The organism is Streptomyces sp. NPDC002680 (assembly GCF_042889145.1).
Lineage (GTDB): Bacteria > Actinomycetota > Actinomycetes > Streptomycetales > Streptomycetaceae > Streptomyces > Streptomyces adonidis.
In genome coordinates this window covers 374,553-391,133 of record NZ_JBIAQP010000010.1, presented here as the reverse complement: position 1 = coordinate 391,133, position 16,581 = coordinate 374,553, and the positions used below count along the sequence as shown (strand labels likewise).

General features: G+C 69.5%; 15 protein-coding genes. 8 read left to right on the top strand and 7 right to left on the bottom strand.

Translation table 11 applies throughout. From position 1 onward, the window contains the following. Positions 1-35: 35 nt before the first annotated feature. The 3 genes from ACFYXF_RS27390 to ACFYXF_RS27380 are packed head-to-tail and all read right to left on the bottom strand — an operon-like array spanning position 36 to position 3,868. A complete protein-coding gene (locus ACFYXF_RS27390; protein WP_389353242.1) occupies positions 36-2,228 on the bottom strand; it encodes a xanthine dehydrogenase family protein molybdopterin-binding subunit in 2,193 nt (730 codons plus the stop codon). Continuing rightward, positions 2,225-3,205 carry an FAD binding domain-containing protein gene (locus ACFYXF_RS27385; RefSeq protein ID WP_389353241.1) on the bottom strand — a complete coding sequence of 327 codons (981 nt, stop codon included), beginning with the start codon at positions 3,203-3,205 and terminating at the stop codon, positions 2,225-2,227. Before ACFYXF_RS27385 ends, ACFYXF_RS27390 begins: the two co-directional genes overlap by 4 nt. Positions 3,206-3,217: 12 nt before the next feature. Then, positions 3,218-3,868, bottom strand: a complete 651-nt coding sequence (locus tag ACFYXF_RS27380) for a (2Fe-2S)-binding protein (RefSeq protein ID WP_389353239.1) — start codon at positions 3,866-3,868, stop codon at positions 3,218-3,220. A gap of 372 nt (positions 3,869-4,240) precedes the next feature. On the opposite strand from ACFYXF_RS27380, the gene ACFYXF_RS27375 reads away from it, so the two are divergent. Together ACFYXF_RS27375 and ACFYXF_RS27370 are read left to right on the top strand one after the other, a co-directional pair. After that, positions 4,241-5,287, top strand: a complete 1,047-nt coding sequence (locus ACFYXF_RS27375) for an NAD(P)-dependent alcohol dehydrogenase (RefSeq protein ID WP_389353237.1) — start codon at positions 4,241-4,243, stop codon at positions 5,285-5,287. A 94-nt stretch (positions 5,288-5,381) separates the two neighbouring features. Continuing rightward, on the top strand, positions 5,382-6,299 hold the full coding sequence (locus tag ACFYXF_RS27370; RefSeq protein ID WP_389353236.1) for an alpha/beta hydrolase family protein: 918 nt from the start codon (positions 5,382-5,384) through the stop codon (positions 6,297-6,299). A gap of 53 nt (positions 6,300-6,352) precedes the next feature. Here ACFYXF_RS27370 and ACFYXF_RS27365 read toward each other — a convergent pair whose 3' ends face one another. After that, positions 6,353-7,267: an aminotransferase class I/II-fold pyridoxal phosphate-dependent enzyme gene (locus tag ACFYXF_RS27365; protein ID WP_389353234.1), complete on the bottom strand. Its 915-nt coding sequence runs from the start codon at positions 7,265-7,267 to the stop codon at positions 6,353-6,355. A gap of 38 nt (positions 7,268-7,305) precedes the next feature. Between ACFYXF_RS27365 and ACFYXF_RS27360 the strand changes: the two genes are divergently transcribed. Then, the gene (locus ACFYXF_RS27360) at positions 7,306-7,500 is read left to right on the top strand and encodes a hypothetical protein (protein WP_389353232.1); all 195 of its coding nucleotides are present in this window, start codon (positions 7,306-7,308) and stop codon (positions 7,498-7,500) included. Here ACFYXF_RS27360 and ACFYXF_RS27355 read toward each other — a convergent pair. The 3 genes from ACFYXF_RS27355 to ACFYXF_RS27345 form a co-directional block, all read right to left on the bottom strand. Continuing rightward, positions 7,474-8,571, bottom strand: coding sequence for a Gfo/Idh/MocA family protein (locus tag ACFYXF_RS27355; protein WP_389353230.1), 1,098 nt, complete (start codon positions 8,569-8,571; stop codon positions 7,474-7,476). The genes ACFYXF_RS27360 and ACFYXF_RS27355 overlap by 27 nt on opposite strands. Next, positions 8,556-9,254 (bottom strand): ThuA domain-containing protein, encoded by a 699-nt coding sequence (locus ACFYXF_RS27350; RefSeq protein WP_389353228.1) that lies wholly within the window; start codon positions 9,252-9,254, stop codon positions 8,556-8,558. The genes ACFYXF_RS27355 and ACFYXF_RS27350 overlap by 16 nt, the downstream gene beginning before the upstream one ends. A 181-nt stretch (positions 9,255-9,435) precedes the next feature. Continuing rightward, positions 9,436-10,659, bottom strand: coding sequence for an ROK family protein (locus tag ACFYXF_RS27345; RefSeq protein WP_389353226.1), 1,224 nt, complete (start codon positions 10,657-10,659; stop codon positions 9,436-9,438). A gap of 398 nt (positions 10,660-11,057) precedes the next feature. Here ACFYXF_RS27345 and ACFYXF_RS27340 point away from each other — a divergent pair, with 398 nt between their 5' ends. The 5 genes from ACFYXF_RS27340 (at position 11,058) to ACFYXF_RS27320 (ending at position 16,501) form a co-directional block, all read left to right on the top strand. After that, complete coding sequence (locus ACFYXF_RS27340) at positions 11,058-12,197, top strand: Gfo/Idh/MocA family protein (protein WP_389353224.1); 1,140 nt, start codon at positions 11,058-11,060, stop codon at positions 12,195-12,197. Further along, on the top strand, positions 12,194-13,162 hold the full coding sequence (locus ACFYXF_RS27335) for a sugar phosphate isomerase/epimerase family protein (protein WP_389353222.1): 969 nt from the start codon (positions 12,194-12,196) through the stop codon (positions 13,160-13,162). The genes ACFYXF_RS27340 and ACFYXF_RS27335 overlap by 4 nt, the downstream gene beginning before the upstream one ends. Continuing rightward, complete coding sequence (locus tag ACFYXF_RS27330; RefSeq protein ID WP_389353220.1) at positions 13,159-14,523, top strand: ABC transporter substrate-binding protein; 1,365 nt, start codon at positions 13,159-13,161, stop codon at positions 14,521-14,523. Before ACFYXF_RS27335 ends, ACFYXF_RS27330 begins: the two co-directional genes overlap by 4 nt. 77 nt (positions 14,524-14,600) lie before the next feature. Then, positions 14,601-15,572: a carbohydrate ABC transporter permease gene (locus ACFYXF_RS27325; RefSeq protein ID WP_389353218.1), complete on the top strand. Its 972-nt coding sequence runs from the start codon at positions 14,601-14,603 to the stop codon at positions 15,570-15,572. Next, the gene (locus ACFYXF_RS27320) at positions 15,569-16,501 is read left to right on the top strand and encodes a carbohydrate ABC transporter permease (RefSeq protein ID WP_389353215.1); all 933 of its coding nucleotides are present in this window, start codon (positions 15,569-15,571) and stop codon (positions 16,499-16,501) included. The genes ACFYXF_RS27325 and ACFYXF_RS27320 overlap by 4 nt, the downstream gene beginning before the upstream one ends. Positions 16,502-16,581: the final 80 nt, after the last annotated feature.

The window sequence follows — 16,581 nt, the reverse complement described above, 5'->3', positions numbered from 1 at the left end:
GGTCGCTGCCGGACCCGTCTATGGAGGCGGTGGTGTCAGAGCAACGCCTCGGCGGTGATGGGCAGTTGGCGGACCCGGCGGCCGGTGGCGTTGAAGACCGCGTTGCCGATCGCTGCCGCCACGCCCACCTGGACGACCTCGCCGAGTCCCTTGACGCCCAGCAGGTTGCCGGCGTTGTCCTCGCCGTCCAGGTAGATCGCCCTGATCTCGGGGACGTCGGCGTTGACCGGGACGAGGTAGTCGGCCAGGCTCGCGTTCGCGATCCGCCCGTCGCGATGGTCGGTGACCGTGTGCTCAAGGAGCGCCGTGCCGATGCCGCCCACGATGCCGCCGAGCGCCTGGCTGTCGGCGAGCTTGGGGCTGATGATCCGGCCCGCGTCGTACACACCGAGCATCCGCCGCACCCGCACCAGGCCCAACCGCCGGTCCACGGCGACCTCGGCGAAGGTGGCGTTGTAGGCGAAGTAGGCGGACCGCTCGGCGCCCGGACCCTCGTAGGAGCCGTTGGCTTCGATTTGGGCGCGGTCGTTGCGGGCCAGCAGGCGCTTGTACGTCTCGCCGCGCGCCGGATCGCCCTGCACGTGCAGTCGGCCGTTGCGCACGACCACGTCGTCCGCGTTCACGCCGTACAGCGGCGACTCGTGGTCCTCGACGGCCAGCTTGATCGCCTGTTGCCGCACCTTGTTGCAGGCGTCGACGACGGCCGAGCCGACACTGGCCATGGTCGCCGAGCCGCCGTGCGGCGAGGTCGGCGGATAGAGGGAGTCACCGAGCCGGAAGGTGACCGTGCGCATGGTGAGCCCGAGCGCGTCGGCGGCGACCTGGGTCTGGGAGGTGTAGGTGCCGGGGCCCATGTCGGTGGTGGCCGCCTCGACCACCGCGGTGCCGTCGGCGTCCAGGCGGGCCCGGGCCTGCGCGGGAAAACGCCCCGGGTCGTACACGCCGGCGGCCATGCCCAGGCCGATCAGCCAGTCCCCGTCCCGCGTCGAGCGCGGCTTCGGGTTGCGGCGGTCCCAGCCGAACTCGCGGGCCCCGACCGTGTAGCACTCGCTCAGCCGCCGGGTGGAGAACGGCTCGTTAGTCGACTCGTCCTCGCTCGGCTCGTTGCGTCGGCGCAGTTCGATCGGGTCGATGCCCAGCTTGTGCGCGAGCTCGTCCATCGCGGACTCGATCACGAACGACGCCGAGGCGAAGCCGGGGCCGCGCATCCAGATCGGGGTGTTCACGTCCAGGGGCACCCTCCGGTACGCCTGAGTGACGTTGGGCATGCTGTAGAGCATCTGGCCCGCACCCATGACGGCCTCGAAGAACGTCTCGTACGACGAGGTCTCGGCGTCGATGTCGTGGATCGCGGCGGTCAGTCGGCCGCGCCGGTCGCTGCCCAGGCGCAGCCGGTACTCGTAGGCCGGCCGGAAGCCGGTGCCGAAGTACATCTGCCTGCGGCTGAGGACCAGCTTCACCGGGCGCCGCACCACCCGCGCGGCCAGCGCGGCGACGATCGTGTGCGGCCAGCAGCGCAGCCCGCTGCCGAAACCGCCGCCGACGAACGGGTTGATGACCCGTACCGCGTCCGCCGGGAGGTCGAAGACCGCGGCGATCTCGTCGTGGGTGCCCATCACCCACTGGGTCTTGTCCCACACGGTCAGCTTGTCGCCGTCCCAGCTGGCGACGGTGGCGTGCGGCTCCATCGGGTTGTGGTGGTTGCGGGCCAGCTCGTACGTCAGGTCCAGCCGTACGGCGGAGGAGCGCAGGCCGGCTTCGGCGTCGCCGCGCGCGTAGGGAACCGCCTCGCCCGGCTCGGCCTCGTGCAGGTCGGTCGAGGGCTGTCGGGCGTCGTAGGCGAGTTCGACCAGGCTCGCGCCGTGCTGCGCGGCCTCCAGGCTGGTGGCGACCACGACGGCGACCGGCTGACCGTGGAAGAGGACCTGATCGTCCTGGAAGACCCGAAGTCTGCGCCCGGGCGGGTTGTTGGAGCCGGGGTTGTCGCGGTACGGGAGTTTCGGGGCGTTGCGGTGACTGATGACCCGCAGGACGCCCGGGTGGGCTTCGGCGGCGCGGGTGTCGATGGAGGTGATCCGGCCGCGTCCGATGCTCGCGTCGACGATGACGGCGTGCACGGCACCGTCGACGTCGTGCTCGGCGGCGTACTCAGCCTTGCCGGTGACCTTGAGCCGACCGTCCACGCGGGACAGCGGCGCGCCCACGGCTGCCTGTGGCTGGGGGCTCACTTGGTTCCTCCTACGATGCGCAGCTGGCGTTCTACGGTCCGCTTCAGCAGCTCGACCTTGAAGCCGTTCTGCTGGAGGGGGCGGGCGCCGGCCGCCGCCTTCGCGGCGGCGGACGTCCACAGGGACTCCGAGGGACGCTCACCGACGAGGTGCTGCTCGACGACGGGCAGCTTCCACGGCACGGTCCCCACGCCACCCGCGGCTACCTTGGCCTCCTGGATGACCCCGCCGCGTATGTGCAGCGCGACGGCCGCCGAGGTCAGGGCGAACTCGTAGGACTGCCGGTCGCGCACCTTCAGGTAGCCGGACTTGAGCGGGCGCGGAAGCGCCGGGATCTCCACGGCCGTGATCAACTCGCCTTGTCTGAGGGCCTGTTCACGGTTCGGGGTCGTGCCGGGCCGGAGCAGGAAGTCGGCGAACGGCAGGACGCGCGCGCCGTCCGGCCCGAGGAGATGCACCGTTGCCTCCAGAGCGGCGAAGGCCACGGCGACGTCGGAGGGGTGGGTGGCCACGCAGGCGTCGGACGTGCCGAGGATCGCGTGCATCCGGTTGAAGCCCTCCCGGGCCGCACAACCGGAGCCGGGCTCACGCTTGTTGCAGGCGGCGGTCACATCCCGGAAGTAGGTGCACCGGGTGCGCTGCATGATGTTGCCGCCGATGGTGGCCATGTTGCGCAGCTGGGCGGACGCGCTCAGTTCCAGGGCCTGGGAGACGACGGGATACAGGGTGCGCACCTTGGCATGCGCGGCGGCCTCGCTCATGCTCACCAGCGCTCCGATGCGCAGGCCCCCGCGCCCGGTGACGGTGACCTCGTGCAGGGGCAGGCCGGAGATGTCGACCAGGGTGTCAGGGCGTTCGACGGTCTCGCGCATCAGGTCGACGAGCGTGGTGCCCCCGGCGATGTAACGCCCGCCCGTACGACCGGCGTTGAGGGCTTCCCGGGTGGTGGAGACACGGGTGTAGGAGAAGGGATGCACGTGGGCCGCTCCTTACTTCCGGGCGGCGGTCTGCTCGACCGCGCGCACGATCTTGACGTAGCAGCCGCAGCGGCAGATGTTGCCGCTCATCCACTCCTGGATCTCCTCCGCCGAACCGGTGTGGCCCTCCTGGATGCAGCCGACGCCGGAGAGGATCTGCCCCGGCGTGCAGTAGCCGCACTGGAAGGCGTCCTCATCGATGAACGCCTGCTGGAGCGGGTGGAGTCGGTCTCCCCTGGCCAGGCCCTCGATGGTGGTGACCTCTGCCCCTTCCAGCCGAACCGCCAGCGTCAGGCAGGAGTTGACCCGCTGTCCGTCGACCAGCACCGTGCACGCGCCACAAGCCCCCGCGTTACAGCCCTTCTTGGACCCGGTCAGGTCGAGGTGCTCACGCAGCAGATCCAGCAAGGACGTCCGGTTGTCCACCGTCACGGTCCGGCGCATGCCGTTGACCGTCAACGACACCTGGCTGGAGGGAGACGCCCCGGCGGCAGCCGCCTCCGCGGAACCGGCAAGGTACGACCCCCCGATCACACCGCCCGCAACGACCGCACCACCTACCGCGGTACTCGTGGCGATGAACGTGCGCCGGCTCGGCGCCGAGGATGACTCGCTGGACCCGGTGGGGGGTGGAGCAGCAGATTCAGAGAGATCAGTGGTCATGGATTTGCCTTCGCGTCACGGGCGGATCGGCCGAACAGAACGGCACGGAAGGAGGCGGGATCGTCGTCGCCGCAGACCTGGGCGACCGCGCTCTCAGTGCTGCGGCCGTCCTCGTGAGGAGTCTGGCACCACAAGTAGTGCGTGTGACGGGGAGAGTTTTGTCCCCCCTTGGTTTTCTCACCGTCCAACTACAGGTAACTGAGCCTGTGTTGCCGGCGCCGTACGCACCCGGGCCTGCCCTCGCCAGAGGTAGGAACAGCGAAGGTAGGCACATTCCCTCCCTGGATGATTGCCCTGCGGAGCCGCATGCTCGTCACCGCACCCGGTCGGAAGGCAGCCGGGCGCGTGAGCACCGCTAGGAGATCCCCCCTCATGACGACCACTGTCGCCGCGTACGCCGCCCCCTCCGCCAAGGCCCCGCTGGAGCGCACCACCATCGAGCGCCGCGAGGTCGGCGAGCACGACGTCCTGATCGACATCAGGTTCGCCGGTATCTGCCACTCCGACATCCACCAGGTCCAGGAGGGCTGGGGTACCGCCATCTTCCCGATGGTCCCCGGTCACGAGATCGCCGGCGTGGTCTCCGAGGTCGGTCAGGGCGTCACCAGGTACGCCGTCGGCGACCGGGTGGGCGTCGGCTGCTTCGTCGACTCCTGCCGGGAGTGCGACCACTGCAAGGCCGGTCTGGAGCAGTACTGCACCGGCACCGGCATGGTCCAGACGTACAACTACATCGGCAAGGACGGCGAGCCGACGTACGGCGGCTACTCCGAGAAGATCGTCGTCGACGAGAACTACGTCGTCCGCGTCCCCGACGGACTGGCGCTGGACGTGGCCGCACCGCTGCTCTGCGCGGGCATCACCCTGTACTCCCCGCTCAAGCACTGGGGCGCCGGTCCCGGCAAGAAGGTCGCGATCCTCGGCATGGGCGGCCTCGGCCACATGGGCGTCAAGATCGCGCACGCGCTCGGCGCCGAGGTCACCGTCCTCTCCCAGTCGCTGCGCAAGCAGGAGGACGGCCTCAAGCTGGGCGCCGACCACTACTACGCCACCAGCGACCCGAAGACCTTCGAGGAACTGGCCGGCACCTTCGACCTGATCGTCTCGACGGTCTCGGCCCCACTGGACTTCAGCGGGTACGTGAACCTGCTGAAGATCGACGGAGCCCTCGTGAACGTCGGCGCCCCCGAGGAGCCGATCTCCGTCAACGTCTTCCCCCTGATCATGGGCCGGCGCTCGATCGCCGGCTCCGCCATCGGCAGCATCGCCGAGACCCAGGAGATGCTGGACTTCTGCGCCGCGCACGGCCTCGGTTCCGAGATCGAGCTGATCCGCGCGGACCAGATCAACGAGGCGTACGAGCGGGTGCTGCGCAGCGATGTGCGATATCGGTTCGTGATCGACACGGCGACGATCTGACGCGGCAGCCGCGGCCGGACACGGGGATCACCCACGAGATGAACTCGCAAACCTCCCATACCGCCCTTAGCATCCCCATCGAGAGGAGCACATCATGACCGAAGTCGATATGGCGGAGCTGGCGTTCAACGGATTCGTCGGGCAGTGGACGGAGGGGACCACGGACGGCCGTCGCGCGCCCCTGTACCGCCGGCCCTCCGAGGTGGGCCTGGCCTACGAGGACGTGACGTTCCCGTCGATGGACGGCGTACCTCTCGAAGGCTGGTTCATCCCGGCCGACTCCGACCGGCTGATCATCCACAACCACTTCTCCCCCGGGAACCGCTACGGCTACCCCGGACATCTGCCGGGCTGGGACCGCTTCGGCGGCTTCGAGGTCAACTTCCTGCCCGCGTACAAGGGGCTGCACGACGCGGGCTACAACGTGCTCACCTACGACCTGCGCAACCACGGCATGAGCGGGTACGGCAACGGCGGGATCTGCACGATCGGCCTCACCGAGTACCGCGATGTCATCGGCTCCCTCCGCTATGTCGCCGCGCGTCCGGACACGGCGGGCATGAAGAAGGCGCTGCTGTCGGTGTGCCTGGGCGGCAACTCCACGGCCGTGGCGTGGGCGAAGCATCCGGAGGAGTTCGCCGAGATCCAGGCGATGGTCCTGCATCAGCCGTTGGAGGGCCGGTCCATCGGCGAGCAGTTCTCCAAGGCCATCGGCTTCGAGGGCGGCTACGACCGGCTCGACCAGGCCGTCCTGGAACGCACCGGCTTCCACCTGGCCGAACAGTCGCCCGCGAAGTACGCCTCCGCCATCACCGTGCCCACCCTGGTCGGGCAGGTGCACGACGACGTGATGACCACCCCGGAAGCCGTGCAGGCGGTCCACGACGCCATCCCGGTCGAGGACAAGAAGATGCACTGGATCCACGGCACCACCCGCCGCTTCGACGGCTACAACTACTTCAGCGAACACCCCGAGGTCGCCGTCGCCTGGTTCGACGAGCACGTCCGCTGACGAAGGAACCTCTTCCAGGACTCCGGCGCCGCACCTGACCACGTACCGAGTGCTCAGGTGTGGCGCCGGTACTGCTTCCACGCGGTGGCAAGTCGGCCGACGCCCTCGGTGAGCTGGTCCTCGGGCAGGTGGTAGGAGACACGGATCCTGTCGGTGACGTAGCCGGGCGCCGACAGGAGGGGTCCGGGCAGGACCGCCGCGCCGGCGCGCAGGGCGTACTGCTTGGCGTCGGCGCCGGGGAGGCGTACCCACAGGGACAGGCCTCCGGTGGGTTCTTGCCACTCCCATTCTGGCAGGTGTCGTTCGAGCTCGCGGGAGAGGACTCTGAGGCAGGCGAATGCTGTCGCTCTGCGTTCCTGGTCTATCTCCGGTGCCTTGTGCAGGAGTTTGGCGGCGATGCACTGGCTGAGCTGGGGGGTGCCGAGGTCGGCGACGCCCTTGGCGCGGCCGTGGGGGCCGACGGCGGAGGGGGGCGCGATGATCCAGCCGACTCTCAGACCGGTCCAGGCCCGTTTACTCATGGAGTCGGCGACGGCCATCTCCGCGGTCTGGCTGAAGGAGGCCAGTGGGGGCGGCAGTTCGTCGATGAAGCCGACTCCGGCATGGCTGCGGTCCTCGATGACAGTGGTGCCCGTCTCCTCGGCGAAGCGGGCGATGTGGCGGCGTTCGAACACCGACGTCACCTCGCCGGTGACGTTGTTGTGGGTGGGGATGACGTAGATCAGTGCGGGCTGGCGTTCGGCGGCGAGATGGAGGAGTCCGTCGATGCCCTCGGGGCCGGCGGGGGCGGCTTCGATGCGGGCGCCGACGGCGCGGAAGGCGTCCAGCGCTCCGAGCGAGGTGGCGGGCTCGGTGATGACCAGGGCTCCGGGCCGCAGATGATGGGCGGCCAGGAGGGAGACAGCCTGCTGGACGCCGGTGGTGACGATCACCCGGTCGGTGTCGACGGGGACGCCTTCGCGGTGCATCTGAGTTTCGACCGCCCTCTCGAAGGTGCTCAGGGGCCATGGAGGGGCCACAAGGACAGAAACAGATCGACAAGCACCACACAGGGCCGACACCGATCAACGCGTCCGACCTGATCCGCGCCGGGCAGCAGCGGGGTGTGCGCGGCCAGGCGGGGCAGCAACCGGCGGGCCACAACGTGCAGTTGCTTCGGCGTGACCGGCTTGCCTCACGCCCGCCGCGCGAGATCCTGTAGCGGCACCGGCTCCGGCCGTTCGACGGAGCTGGTGACCGGCAGGCTCCTGCCGGCGTGTGCCGACTCCAGCAGCTGCTCCATCACGTCCAGCACATGGTGGGCCAGCAGCCCGCTCGCGCGCGGCGGCCGCTGCGGCGTGGCTGTGGCCAGGTCGGCCAGGCCGCAGCCCCGGCCCGTGTCGCGGTACCCGGCGGAGACCGGCAACACCTCCCAGCCGGTGCCGCCGAGCCGACGTATCGCGACGTCGCCGTCGAAGTTGTTCGGGTCGGGCACGACCAGGCTGCCGCGTTCGCCGTGCACCTCGATCCGGGACGCCTTCGAGTCCACCGCGTCGAAGCTCATGACGATGGTGGACAGCACCCCGCCACGATGTTCCAGCACACCGGTGACGTGGGTGTCGACGTCGACAGGTATCACCTCGCCGCGCCTGGGGCCGGAGCCGATGACCCGTTCGCTGCGGGTGCGGGTGGCCGCTCCGGTGACCCGGACGACGGGTCCGAGCATGGTGACCAGGGCCGTGAGGTAGTACGGGCCCATGTCCAGCAGCGGGCCGCCACCGGGCTGGTAGTAGAAGTCCGGGTTCGGGTGCCATGCCTCGTGCCCGGGCGTCACCATGGTGGCGGTGGCGGCGATGGGGGTGCCGATCTCGCCGTCGTCCACGGCCTTGCGTGCGGTCTGTATGCCGGTGCCGAGCACGGTGTCGGGGGCGCAGCCGAGCGCGAGTCCGGCGCGGTCTGCCGCGGCGAGCATGGTGGCCGCGTCCGCGGCGGTGCCGGCCAGCGGCTTCTCCCCGTAGACCGGCTTGCCCGCGGCGATGGCCCGCAGCGCCACCTCCGCGTGCGCCTGCGGCACGGTCAGGTTGAGGACCAGGTCCACATCCGACGCCGCGAGCAGGTCGTCGACGTCCGCCGTCCGTGCCGTCGGCACGCGCTCCAGCACCGCGGCCGCGCGCTGCGGTTCCAGGTCGGCCACGGCCACCAGTTCCAGGCTCTCCAGCACTGTCAGCCGGTCTAGGTAGGCGCTGCTGATCGCGCCGGCACCCACGAGCCCGATCTTCAGCGGCTGGCCCACAGCATCCCCCGCTCGATGATCGTTTTCACACTGCTGTGCTGCAGTACGTCAAGGCTGTGCCCCGGCGTGGCGACGAAGATCCGTCCGCGGCCCCATTCCCGTGTCCAGACGGCCGGGTGGACGACCTCGCGGTGCCACGGATCGAAGTCGCGGCGCTTCTGGGTGGTGGTGGCCAGCACATTGATGTACGAGTCGGCCAGCACCCAGTACTGCTCGGTGACCAGGTCGAAGTCGTCGATGCCTGCGGTGATCGGATGCTTCTTCCCGGCCTCGTTGATCTCGACCGTGTACGGCACGAATTCGTCGGTCGGGCCGTTGTTGTGCGGGAAGGGGTGCTTGCCGGGATGGCAGCCGAACTGGCCCCCGACCAGGTGCAGGTAGTCGTTGGTGTTACGGAAGGAGTCGACGATGCCGCCGTGCCAGCCGGCGAACCCGGTGCCGGCCTCCACCGCTGCGCGCAGTCCGAGGAACTCGTCGGCCTCGATTGTGCTCATGGTGACGCTCTGCAGGACGAGATCGACCCCTGCCATGTACGCGCCGTCGGCATAGACCGCCGTCGACTCCTCGACCCGCACGTCGTACCCGTTGGCCTTCAAGTGGGGGATGAACAGCTCGGTCGCCTCGACCGGCCGATGGCCTTCCCACCCGCCCCGTACTACCAGAGCGGTCTTGTTCGTTGACACGGATGTCCTTTCGTCACTTGCTGAATCCGACGGTCACACCGCTGACGAGCTGTCGGCACGCGACGACGTACACCACCTGCAACGGCAAGCTCGCCAGCACGACCGACGCCAGCACCGCCGGGGGATCTGCGGCAGGGCCGTGTCCGGGTGCGCGGCGTGAACGTACTTCACCGGGACCGGATCAGAGCCAGGCGGCGAGCCCTGCCGGGGAGAGGGCGTGTTCCACCGCGAGGTGGCCGCCGCCCAGCAGGCCGAGGTCGGCGTTGAGGGTCGTGGTCTCGATGCGGATGCGGTGGGTGGCCTGGGCCAGGGCTCGTTCGTAGACGACGCTGCGGACGCCGGCCAGCAGATCTTCCTCGAGGGCGGCGAAGGATCCGCCGATCACGATGAGTTCAGGGTTGTGGAAGCAGACCACGATGGCCAGCACCTCACCGAGTCGTTCGCCGGCCTCGCGCACCGCGCGCAGGGCTCGGGGTTCGCCCTGCTGGGCGAGGCGGATGACGTCGTGTTTGGTCCGTACGGGAAGGCCTTCGGCGGCGAGCCGGGTGGCGATGGCGTTGCCGTTGACGATCGCACGCAGGCAACCGGGGTTGCCGCAGCTGGTGCAGAGCTGGTCTCCGTAATCGGTGCCGCGCAGTCGTACATGGGCGATCTCGCCCGCGATGCCGTTGGCGCCGCGGTGGACCCTGCCGTTGCTGATGATGCCGCAGCCGAGTGCGGAGCCGAACTTGACGAAGAGCATGTCGTCCACCGCATCGGCCCGGGACCGATACTCGCCGAGTGCCATGAGGTTGGCATCGTTGTCGACCAGCACGGGGGCGTCGCACATGGGGGAGAAGACGTCTTGGGGCCGGAAGCTTTCCCAGCCGGGCAGCTTGACGGGCCGGATCGGGACGGCTCTGTCGGTGTCGACCGGGCCCGGTACGCCGATGCAGATCGCCCGGACGTCGGACCACCGGCGGTCGACTCCGGTGAGCAGTTCTTCAAGAGTGGCCAGGATGCCGGCCATGGCGGCTTCGTGCCCTGCCTCGGGCGTGATGTCGACGTAGCCGCTGTCGAGAAGGTGTACGCCCAGGTCGAGGACGCCGACGCGGCAGTGTGCGGCGCCGATGTCGATGGCGGCGACGACTCCGGCGGCCGGGTTGACGCCGAGTTCCACGGCGGGACGGCCGCCGGTGGAGTCGCCGAGGTGTGTGCTCAGGAGTCCGCGCCGGGTCAGCGCGTCCAGTCGTTTGCCGACCGTGGTTCTGGACAGTCCGGTCAGCCGTGCCAGGTCGGTCTTCGACGAGGCGCGGCCGGTGGCGATATGGGTGACCAGTTCGCTGTGCTCGCGCAGCCCGGCATGCGCGGACTCGGCCCCGTTAGCCGCACCAGTTCTGCCGGATCTGGCGAAAGCTTCTGACACTGGCGCTGTCTCCCTTGTCGAAGGTGCGGTCTGAAATGACCTGATGCACAGTAAGCAGCTCGTTGAATCAAGGGCAACTCCCCGTCGGGCCCGTTGGTCAAGCGGTGACGACGGAGTTCCGGGAAGGTTTCGTCGCATCTTGCATAAGTTCTGTCTTGTCTACCTGGCGAGGCCGGGGCAATAGTTGCGGTGCGGCGCCACCCGGCCGAAAACGACCGTCGCCCGGTCTCCCGGATCACCGGCATATCGCCCACCACCTGCGGGTTCCCGTGTCTTCGGCGCTTCGCGCCCATCCCGGGATCACGGAACACAGATCCCATTCGGACACCCGTACATCCGAGATTTCCGAGATTTCCAGATGTCCGAGAGACATCGAGTCGTCTGAGGCAGGAGTCACGATGCATGACCCCGTCCGCGTCGGTGTGATCGGCTGCGGCAACATCTTCAGCCGGTACGCCACCGGTATGTCCCGGTTCCCCGGACTGGAGCTGGTCGCGGTCGCCGACACCGATCCCGTCCGGGCCCAGGCGGCGGCAGCCGAATCGGGCGCTGTCGCCTGCACCGTCGACGGGCTGCTCGGCCGGACGGACGTCGACGTGGTCGTCAACATCACTCCACCCGCCGCGCATGCCGTCGTCAGCGAGCAGGTCCTGGCCGCGGGCAAGCACCTCTATGTGGAGAAGCCTCTGGCCGCCACCTCGGCCGCGGCCCGCGCGGCGCTGGCCGAGGCCGACCGTCGGGGGCTGTTGTTCGGGGCCGCGCCGGACACGTTCCTCGGCTCCGCCGGGCAGACCGCACGGGCCGCGATCGACGGCGGTGTGATCGGCGAGCCCGTCGGTGCCACGGCCTTCGTGACGCATTCGCAGGCGGAGACCTGGCACCCGGACCCCACGTTCCTGTTCCGGCCCGGCGGCGGTCCCGCCCTGGACATGGGCCCCTACTACCTCAGCGCGTTGGTCAACTGCCTCGGTCCGGTGTCCGCGGTGTACGGCACCAGCCGGATCGGCGCTCCGCAGCGCACCGTGACCGCCCCGGGCCGCCTGGTCGACCGGATCGAAGTGAGCGTGCCGACGCACACGGCCGCCACGGTCACCTTCGCGAGCGGCGTGCTGGCCACCGTGATGCTGAGTTTCGACGTGTGGGACCACCACCTGCCCTTCATCGAGATCTACGGCACCGAGGGCACCCTCTCCCTGCCCAACCCCAACAACTACGACGGCCCCGTCCTGCTGCGTCGCCACGGGGACCCGCAGTGGTCCGAACTGCCCCCGGCCGTACCACCGTTGGCCCGGGCAGGCAGCGACGATCAGCTGATGCGCGGCATCGGCGTCGCCGATCTGGCCGCCGCTCTGCGCGAGGCGCGCCCGCACCACGCCACCGCCGGCCTGGCCTTCCACGTCCTGGACGCGCTGGAGGCCATCGCCGTGTCCGCCGACACCGGTGCCCCCGTACAGCTGACCACCACCTGTGAACGCCCCGAGCCGGTCGACGGCACCTACGGGGCCGAGGCCCTGAACACCCTGGAGGTACACCCGTGAGCGACCCGCAGTCCACCCCCCGCTTCGGCGCCGACCTCATCACCTTCTACGACCCGGCGTTCTGGCAGGTCGCGAGCGACCGGGAACTCGCCGCCACCGCCGCCGAGCGCCCGGAATGGTTCTGGACCCGGCTGCTGGACTCGGCCGTGGAAGCCGGACTGTCCACCCTGGAGCTGACCTTCCCGCCCGGCGACTGGCGCACCGCCCTGGCCGCGTTCGGCTCGGCGGACGGTTTCCGCAAGGAACTGGACGTACGCGGGCTGAGCGTGCTGTCCGGGTTCTTCGTCGACATCTCCTCGCAGCCCAGCCTGGAGTCCACCGACTGGGCGGCCCTCACCGAGCAGGCTCTGGAGTACGCGGAGTTCCTCGCGTCGATGGGCTGCTCCACCATGGTCGCGGGCCTGCCCATGCGCACCACCCGCGACGCGGTACCACCCCTGTTCGTCGACCTCGGCTACGCCACGAGGCTCGGCGGCCACCTCAACGAGATCGCCGCTGCCACCCTGCGCGGCAGCGGTGTGCGACTGGCCCTGCACACCGAGGCGCACTCGGTGTTCTGGACCCCCCGGGACATCGACCTGTTCATGATGGCGACCGACCCGCTCTACGTCGCCTTCTGCCCCGACACCGGCCACATCAGGATGTCCGGCAGCGAACCCGCGGGCGTCGCGGAGCGGCACCGCGAACGGATCGTGATCGCCCACTGGAAGGACGCTTCCGGCACCGCCCCCTTCGACATCCCCATCGACGAGCACCTCCACCACGACCACCAGACCTACTTCCGCCGCGTCGGCGCGGGCGCCGTGGACTGGGCCGCCTGGGCCGCGCTGATGGCCCGGACCGGTCTGCGCGACGACGTGCTGCTGGAGGTCGACGCCGTCCCCGATCCGGTCGCCGAACTCACCGCCGCCCGCACCTTCATCCAGCACGACCTCCTTCCCCTCCTGCACGGGAGCACCTCATGAGAAGCACCTCCGCCCGCGCCCTGCCAGCCGTCCTCATCACCTCCTGCCTGCTCGCCACCGCCGCCTGCGCGGACAACACCTCCACCGGGGCCGCCTCCAACGGCACGGGACAGTCGGCGGCTCTGGCGGCCGCGGCCCGCAAGGAAGCCCTTGCCGCGGCCGGCGGCAAGAAGATCGGCGGCAAGGTCACCATGCTCGGCATCAACGGCGGCGCCGAGGGGCAGCTGATCAAGAACGCCCTCAAACCCTTCACCGATGCCACCGGCATCCAGGTCGACTACACCGGCAACGAGGACCTGGCCACGGTCGTGCAGACCCGCGTCCAGGCCGGCAACGCGCCGGACGTCGTGGACGCCGCCGACCTCGGCTCCGTACTCAAATACGCCAAGCAGGGCAAACTGGTCGACCTTGGCAGTCTCATCGGCACCAGCGCTCTGAAGTCGAACTACCCGCAGAGCTTGCTGGACGCCACCACCGTCAACGGCAAGACCTACGGCATCTTCACCGAGATCGACAACTTCATGGTCTGGTACAACCCCAAGACCTACAAGGGCCCCAAGAACCCCTCCAGTTGGGCCCAGTTGGAGGCGTTCACCAAGCAGCAGGCGGCGGCGGGCAAGACCCCCTGGTGCATGGCGCAGAACGCGGGTGCGGGCAGCGGCTGGCCCGGCGCCCAGTGGATCGAGAACTGGTTCCTCAAGCACTACGGCGCCGCCAAGCTCACGGACTGGGCCGAGGGACGGCTGCCGTGGACCTCTCCCGAGGTCACCGCGGCCTGGAAGGCCTTCGGCGCGGTCGCCACCGACGACAAGATGGTCGCCGGCGGCCCCACCTCGGTCCTGTCCGCGTCGGTCGTCAACAACGGCACCGGCCTGGTCTCCTCGCCCCCGACCTGCTCGGTGATGCTGTGGGGCGTGTACGCGGGCGGCGTCACCCTCGGCCAGAAGCCTTCCCTGAAGCCCGGTACCGACCTGGACTTCTTCCCGGTGCCCGCCGGGTCCCCGGCCCACGCCGACGACGAACTGTTCAGCGGACATGTCGCCTACGCCTTCAACAGCAACCCCAGAACGCGTGCGCTGATGAAGTACTGGGCCTCCGCCCCGGCCCAGACGATGCTGGTCGCCAGCGGCCAGTGGACCGAGGCCAACACCAGGATCCCCGCCTCCGCCTACACCAATCCGCTGCTGAAGAAGGCGTCCCAGCAGATGCTGACCGGCAAGAACCTGGTCGCGGGACCCAGCATGTACAGCGACCCGGCCATCGTCGCCGCCTTCGACAAGGGCGTGGTCAGCTACATCCAGAAGCCGGGCTCCCTGAACGGCATCCTCGCCGGAATCCAGCGCACCGCCTCGACCGGCTGAGCCTGCCTCCCTTTCTCCCTGTCCACCCGCGCCCGCACGGCCTGTAACGACCGCTTCGCACAAAGAAGGTGACCGCCATGGGCCTGCTTCCCCGGTTGCTGCAGATCGCCATCGCGGTGATCGCCGTACCCGCGATCATCGCAGTCCTGATCATCAGCGCCGAACGCGCACTCGGCCGCCACCCGCACCGGGCGGTACGTGTTCGCCCATGGGTATGGCTGCTGCCCGCCTGCCTGCTCACCGGCGGCATCCTGGTCTACCCGATGGCCGACACCGTCCTGCTCAGCTTCCACCGCGCCGACGGGACCGGCTGGGCCGGACTGGGCAACTACGCATGGTCCCTCGGCAGCGCCCTGCTGCCGACCCTGCGCAACAACGCCCTGTGGCTCGTCCTGGTCCCCGCCGTCACCCTCACCCTCGGCCTGGCCGTCGCCGTCCTCGGCGACAAGGTCCGCTACGAGCGGATCGTTCGGACCCTGCTGCTGGTGCCAGCCGGGATCTCCTTCGCCGCGGCCGGGGTGATCTGGCGATTGATGTACGAGTACCAGCCTCCCGGCGCCCGGCAGACAGGCACCGTCGACGGCCTGTTCTCCTCCGCGGGCCTCGATCCGGTCGCATGGATCGCCGACCCGTCGGTGGCCACCTACGCGCTGATCTTCGTCGGCTGCTGGATGACCCTGGGCACCACCGCGCTCATCCTCTCCGCGGGCGTGAAGAACATCCCCGGCGAGCTGATCGAGGCCGCTCGGCTGGACGGCGCCGGCGAATGGCGGATCTTCCGCTCCATCACCCTTCCGACGCTGTGGCCCAGCATTCTGGTCGCCCTCACCACCCAGGTCATCTTCTCGCTGAAGGTCTTCGACATCGTCTACGTCATGACCAACGGCCAGTTCGACACCGATGTCGCGGCGAACCGCATCTACTCCGAACTGTTCGTCGCCCAGAACCTCGGCCACGCGAGCGCCCTCGCAGTGATCCTGCTGATCATCTCCTCACCCGTCATCGTCCTCAACATCCGCCAGTTCCGGCAGGAGGCGACCGCCCGATGAGCGTCACCACCCCGCCCGCGCCCCGCGCCACCGAAGCACACCGGCCGACGGACACGGCGCGCCCCGTGCCCCGGCTCCCACTCCGACTCCGGCTCAGGCGCACCCTGTCGCGCTCCCCGATGCATCTGGTCCTGACCGTCATCGGCGTCATCTGGGCCGTACCCGTCGTCGGACTCCTGGTCACCTCCTTCCGCACCACCGGCGCCGTCGCCACCAGCGGCTGGTGGACCGAGTTCGCCCACCCCGCCTTCACTCCCGAGAACTACGGCAACGCCGCCACCTTCATCGACCTCGGCGCCGCCGCGGGCAACAGCCTCGCCATCGCCGTCCCGGCCACCGTCGGCACCGTCACCGTCTCCGCCGTGGCCGCCTACGCCCTGGCCCGGATGTCCTTCCGAGGACGGCTGCCACTCCTGCTGCTGGTCATCGCCCTCCAGGTCACCCCGCCCCAGCTCACCCTCGTCCCCGTGCTGCGGCTGTTCAACGCGATCGGCCTGACGGGCAGCACCCCGGCCGTCTGGCTCTACCAGATCGGCTTCACCATCCCCTTCGGCGTGTTCCTGCTCTACGGCTTCTTCGCCTCCGTACCCGCCGAACTCCTGGAAGCCGCGGCCCTCGACGGCGCGGGGGAGTTCACCATCTTCCGCAGCGTCGTGCTGCCCACCGCCACGCCGGTGCTGTCCGCCCTGGCCATGCTCCAGTTCATCTGGTCCTGGAACGACCTGCTCACCCCGTTGCTCTTCCTCGGCGGCGGCAGCGCGAACGCCCCCTTCACCGTGCAGATCGCCGGACTCCTGCAAGCCACCGGCCAAGGGCAGGAAACCATGGCCGCTGCCGCGCTGGTGTCCGTACTCCTCCCGTTGGCCGTCCTGCTGCTGCTCCAGCGGTACTTCATCCGCGGCATCCTCGGCGGTGCGGTGAAGGGATGACCCGCCACCCGGGCATCGTCGGCAGTCGTTCCACGCGACCGGCCGGCCGAACCTGTGACCGGGATCGGCGGCACGTCGGA

Coding starts and splice junctions, on each gene's coding strand:
- ACFYXF_RS27380 (WP_389353239.1), bottom strand. CDS start 3,868: ATGACCACTGATCTCTCTGAATCTGCTGCTCCACCCCCCACCGGGTCC.
- ACFYXF_RS27375 (WP_389353237.1), top strand. CDS start 4,241: ATGACGACCACTGTCGCCGCGTACGCCGCCCCCTCCGCCAAGGCCCCG.
- ACFYXF_RS27370 (WP_389353236.1), top strand. CDS start 5,382: ATGACCGAAGTCGATATGGCGGAGCTGGCGTTCAACGGATTCGTCGGG.
- ACFYXF_RS27365 (WP_389353234.1), bottom strand. CDS start 7,267: ATGCACCGCGAAGGCGTCCCCGTCGACACCGACCGGGTGATCGTCACC.
- ACFYXF_RS27360 (WP_389353232.1), top strand. CDS start 7,306: ATGGAGGGGCCACAAGGACAGAAACAGATCGACAAGCACCACACAGGG.
- ACFYXF_RS27340 (WP_389353224.1), top strand. CDS start 11,058: ATGCATGACCCCGTCCGCGTCGGTGTGATCGGCTGCGGCAACATCTTC.
- ACFYXF_RS27330 (WP_389353220.1), top strand. CDS start 13,159: ATGAGAAGCACCTCCGCCCGCGCCCTGCCAGCCGTCCTCATCACCTCC.
- ACFYXF_RS27325 (WP_389353218.1), top strand. CDS start 14,601: ATGGGCCTGCTTCCCCGGTTGCTGCAGATCGCCATCGCGGTGATCGCC.
- ACFYXF_RS27320 (WP_389353215.1), top strand. CDS start 15,569: ATGAGCGTCACCACCCCGCCCGCGCCCCGCGCCACCGAAGCACACCGG.